The sequence below is a fragment of the Sphingomonas bacterium genome (assembly GCF_903643065.1).
In the GTDB taxonomy this organism is placed as follows: domain Bacteria; phylum Pseudomonadota; class Alphaproteobacteria; order Sphingomonadales; family Sphingomonadaceae; genus Sphingomonas.
Map to the genome: position 1 here is coordinate 1 of NZ_CAHJWX010000224.1, position 4,695 is coordinate 4,695.

The window sequence follows — 4,695 nt, forward strand, 5'->3', positions numbered from 1 at the left end:
TCGTCCTGCTCGTGGCGCTCGCCGCCGCCGTCGCGGCGATCGTGCGCGCGGGCGACCTGCTGATCCTCGCCTTTGGCTCGATGCTGGGCGCGATCGTGATCCATGCCGTCGCCGAGGGGCTGCGCGAGCATGCGCGCCTGCCCGCCCGCGCCGCGCTCGGCCTGTCGATCGGTCTCGTGCTCGCCGCGCTGGCGCTGCTCTGGTATCTGTTCGGCGTTCAGTTCCGCCCGCAGGTGGAGCTGCTCATCACTCGCCTCCCCGCGCTGCTGGCGCAGCTCAACGGCTGGCTGTCGCGCTCGCCGGTCGGCGCCAAGGTCGCCAGCGCGGTGCAGGCCGCCTATGCGGGGTCCCGGGTCGCCAACGACATCGGCGGGCTGGTCGGCGGCGCGGGCGAGTTGGTCCTCAACGCGCTGCTGCTGCTGGTCGGCGCGCTGTTCTTCGCCGCCGACCCACCCGTGTACGAGCGCGGGTTCCTGCTGCTCGTCCCCCGGGCCTATCGTCCGGCGTTCGAGGACGCGCTGTTCGATGTCGCCGCGACGCTGCGGCTCTGGCTGCGCGCGCAGTTGATTCAGATGACCACGATGGGCGTCATGATCGGGCTCGGCCTGTGGTGGTCGGGCGTGCCGTCATCGGGCGCGCTGGGGCTGCTCGCCGGCCTGTCCGAGTTCGTGCCCTATGTCGGGCCGATCGCCGTGCTGTTCCCCGCGCTGGGCCTCGCCGCGACGGCGGGGACGCACCCGATCGGGCTGACCTTCCTCACCTTCCTCGCCGCGCGGATGATTCAGTCGAACGCGATCACGCCGTTCGTCACCAGCCGCGTCGTCTCGATCCCGCCGGCCGTGACGCTCTTCGCGATCATCGGCATCGGTTATGTATTCGGCGTGTTCGGGCTGTTCTTCTCCGCCGCGCTGCTGGTCGTGATCTTCACGCTGGTGCGCAGCCTGTACCTGCGCGAGGTGCTGGGCGAGCCGATCCCGCGCGCGCCGCATCAGCGGTTGTTCCGGCCCGATCCGCGGCCCGCCGGCGCGCGGGACACGCCGACTTAACGCGGTATTTACCTTTTGCGTTCACAAGCCGGCTGGTTAATGCACCGGCCGGGCACCCAAATGGGGACAGGGCAAGCGGGGGACTGATGGCATGCGCGTGCTGCTGATCGAGGACGAGCCGACGACCGCCAAGGCGATCGAACTGATGCTGACGAGCGAGGGCTTCAACGTCTACACCACCGACCTGGGGGAGGAGGGCCTGGATCTGGGCAAGCTGTACGATTACGACATCATCTGCCTCGATCTGAACCTGCCCGACATGCACGGCTATGACGTGCTCAAGAAGCTCCGCGTCGCGCGCGTCACCACGCCGGTGCTGATCCTGTCGGGCATCAACGAGATGGATTCGAAGGTACGCTCCTTCGGCTTCGGCGCCGACGATTACGTCACCAAGCCGTTCCACCGTGAGGAGCTGGTCGCCCGCATCCACGCCGTGGTCCGCCGCTCCAAGGGCCATTCGCAGTCGGTGATCAAGACCGGCAAGCTCGCGGTCAATCTCGATGCCAAGACGGTGGAGGTGGACGGTGCCCGCGTCCACCTGACCGGCAAGGAATATGCGATGCTGGAGCTGCTCTCGCTGCGCAAGGGCACCACGCTGACCAAGGAGATGTTCCTCAACCACCTTTATGGTGGCATGGACGAGCCAGAGCTCAAGATCATCGACGTCTTCATCTGCAAGCTGCGCAAGAAGCTGTCGATGGCGTGCGAGGGCGACAATTACATCGAGACGGTCTGGGGCCGCGGCTACGTGCTGCGCGAGCCCGACGAGGTTCCTGCCGTCCAGGTCGCCTGAGGCTCGCGGCGACCGCGAACCGCGTCACCGGATTGCCACGGAACCGAAGCCGCGCCGTCATGAAGGACGGTTAACGACCCCCTCGAACACAAGGGTGGGGTTCCGAAGAATGACGATGAAGGCGATGCTCGCGGCGGCGGCGGCGATGATCTCGATGCAGGCGGCGGCGACCCCGATCCTGCTCGCCAAGGGCCAGCTGGACGGCACCACCGACCTGTCGGGGCTGACGGGGACACTGGAGAACGGTCTGCCCGGCAACGTACTCGGCGGCCTCGGCTCCGGTCTTACCTATGTGGGCGGCAACACCTTCCTCGCGCTGCCCGATCGCGGACCCAACGCCACGAACTACAACGCCGCGGTCGACAACACCGTCTCCTATATCAGCCGCTTCCAGACGGTGACGCTCGGGCTGACGCCGCAGTCCGGCACCGGCCTGGCCTTTTCGCTCAGCCCGCAATTGACGGGCACCACGCTGCTCTACAGTCCGGACGCGCTGATCTACGGAACGGGCGCGGGGCTGGGCAACAAGGCGGACGGGACGCCGCTCGGCTCCGGCTCCGCCCTGCTGCCCAACACGACGACCCAATATTATTTCTCGGGTCGGTCGGACAATTTCGGGCCGGGCGGCTCGGGCAATCCGCTCGACGCGCGGTTCGATCCCGAGTCGATCCGGGTCTCGGCAGACGGCCAGAGCGTGTTCATTTCCGATGAATATGGCCCGTACATCCGCCAGTTCAGCCGCACCGGGAGCAACGCCGGCCAACTCCTGCGGACCTACACGCTCCCGGCCAATCTCGATGTCGCGCTCGTCTCCGCGCACGGCACGGACGAGGAAACCAATGCCACCGGGCGCGTCGACAATAAAGGGATGGAGGGCCTGGCGCTCACGCCGGATGGCAAGACGCTGGTCGGCATCATGCAGCAGGCGCTGCTTCAGGACGCGCGCGGTGCTTCCAAGCTGCTGCGCATCGTCACGGTGGATGTCGCCAGCGGCGCGACCAAGGAGTTCGGCTACACGCTCACCACCGGCAGCGGGGTCAGCGAGATCGTCGCGCTCAACGATCACCAGTTCCTGGTCGACGAGCGCGACGGCAAGGGGCTAGGCGACGGGTCGAACGCGGCGGTGAAGTCGATCTTCCTTATCGACATCACCGGCGCGACCGACATCACCAACGTGGCCGCCGCCACCAGCACGACGCCGACCGTCCGCAAGTCCGCGACGCCGTTCCTCGATCTCGTCGCCGCGCTCAAGGCCAACGGCCTCACCGCCGCGCAGATCCCCTCCAAGATCGAAGGGCTGGCGATCGGCCAGGACGTGACGTCGAACGGGCAGTTGCTCCACACGCTGTACGTCGCCAACGACAATGATTTCGTGCCGGCAAGCGCCGGACCGAACCAGTTCTTCGTCTTCGGCTTCACCGACGCCGACGTCGCCCAGGCGGCGGGCGTGCCCGAGCCGGCGACCTGGGGCACGATGATCCTCGGCTTCGGCGCGATCGGCGCGGCGCTGCGCCGGCGCGCGCGCCGTCCCGCGAGCGCCTGAGCGGCGCTTAGTCGAAGCAGCTTGCTTCCCCGGCGAAAGCCGAGGCCCAGGGCAACGGGGTCGGACCATGTTCCATTGTTTAAGGCCTGATCCTGGACCCCGGCTTTCGCCGGGGAGGCGCTTCAGGTCTCTTGAATTATGGTCTAGGCAGCATCGCCCCGGCTCACGGCCGGGGCGACGAGTCGGGCCGAGCAGATCGCCAATTACGCCAGGATCGGCGCCACAGCGCCGTCACTGGCCCCGCTCCCACATCTTCTCGCCCCCGACCCAGGTCTCCAGCACCTGCGTCTGGCGCAGCTCGGTCGGGGAGGCGAGCGTCGGGTCACGGTCGACGATCACGAAGTCCGCGCGCTGCCCCGGCGCCAGCTCGCCGAACCGGTCCTCGGCGAAGCCCGCATAAGCCGCGCCGCCGGTGAAGGCCCACCATGCCTGCTCGCGCGTCACCCGCTGGTCGGGCCGCCAGCCGCCGAACGGCTCCCCATTCGCGTCCTGCCGGGTGAACGCCGCGGCCCAGCCCGCCCATGGATCGGGCCGCTCGACCGGAAAGCCCGACCCGAACGCCAACCGCGACCCGTTGGCGAGCATCGACGCCCACGCATAGGCACCCGCCAGCCGCGCCGGCCCCAGTCGCGCCTCCGCCATTGGCCGGTCGCTGGTCTGCTGGGTCGGCTGCATGGAGGCGATGATGCCGTGCTGGCCGAAGCGCGGCAGGTCGGCGGGATCGACCACCTGCGCGTGCTCGATCCGCCAGCGCCGGTCGCCCCCGTAGGTATCGACCATGACGTCGATCGCGTCGAGCGCCGCCTGATTGGCGCGATCGCCGACCGCATGCACCGCCACCTGCCAGCCGTCCATCGCCGCCCGGCTCATCCGGTTCTGCAGCTGCGCCTCCGTCATCTGCGCGGCGCCGGTCTGGCCGGGCGCGTCGGCATAGGGCTGCTTTAGCCACGCCCCGCGCGAGCCCAGCGCGCCATCCTCGACCAGTTCGCCCACCCCGCCCATCCGCAGCCGGTCGGCGTACAGCCACGGGGTCGGCCCCGGCCCGCCGACGCCGAGCGCGGTCTCGTTGTCGATCGCGTAGGACATGATGCGCAGGCGCAGGTTGCCTGCGTCGCCCATGCGGCGGTAGCTGAGCCAGTCCTCGACGCTGGTGCCCATGTCGGCGACGGCGGTCAGGCCATGGCCGAGCAGGATGCGCTGCGCGACCAGGAAGGCGGCGTCGCGTTCCTTGGGCAGCGGCCGGGGCACGACGCGCTCGACCAGCGCGCACGCGGCGTCGACGAACACGCCCGCCGGCGCGCGCATCGCGGTGC

3 protein-coding genes and 2 pseudogenes are annotated in these 4,695 nt (G+C 69.0%); 4 read left to right on the forward strand and 1 reads right to left on the reverse strand.

Annotated features, from left to right (window positions below; all coding sequences use genetic code 11):
* The 4 genes and pseudogenes from HUU95_RS08920 to HUU95_RS14845 form a co-directional block, all read left to right on the forward strand.
* Positions 1-1,046, forward strand: a 1,046-nt coding sequence (locus HUU95_RS08920) for an AI-2E family transporter (RefSeq protein WP_254602712.1), incomplete at its 5' end; no start/stop codon positions are given.
* A 91-nt stretch (positions 1,047-1,137) separates the two neighbouring features.
* Entirely contained in the window at positions 1,138-1,839 is a 702-nt protein-coding gene (gene ctrA / locus HUU95_RS08925; RefSeq protein ID WP_174279789.1) for a response regulator transcription factor CtrA, read from the forward strand.
* Between the two features lie 154 nt (positions 1,840-1,993).
* Positions 1,994-3,199, forward strand: a pseudogene (locus tag HUU95_RS08930) (esterase-like activity of phytase family protein); the annotation flags it as partial.
* A gap of 78 nt (positions 3,200-3,277) precedes the next feature.
* Positions 3,278-3,382 (forward strand): annotated as a pseudogene (locus HUU95_RS14845) (PEPxxWA-CTERM sorting domain-containing protein); the annotation flags it as partial.
* A gap of 231 nt (positions 3,383-3,613) precedes the next feature.
* Here HUU95_RS14845 and HUU95_RS08935 read toward each other — a convergent pair.
* Positions 3,614-4,695, reverse strand: a 1,082-nt coding sequence (locus HUU95_RS08935; RefSeq protein WP_174279791.1) for an amidohydrolase, incomplete at its 5' end; no start/stop codon positions are given.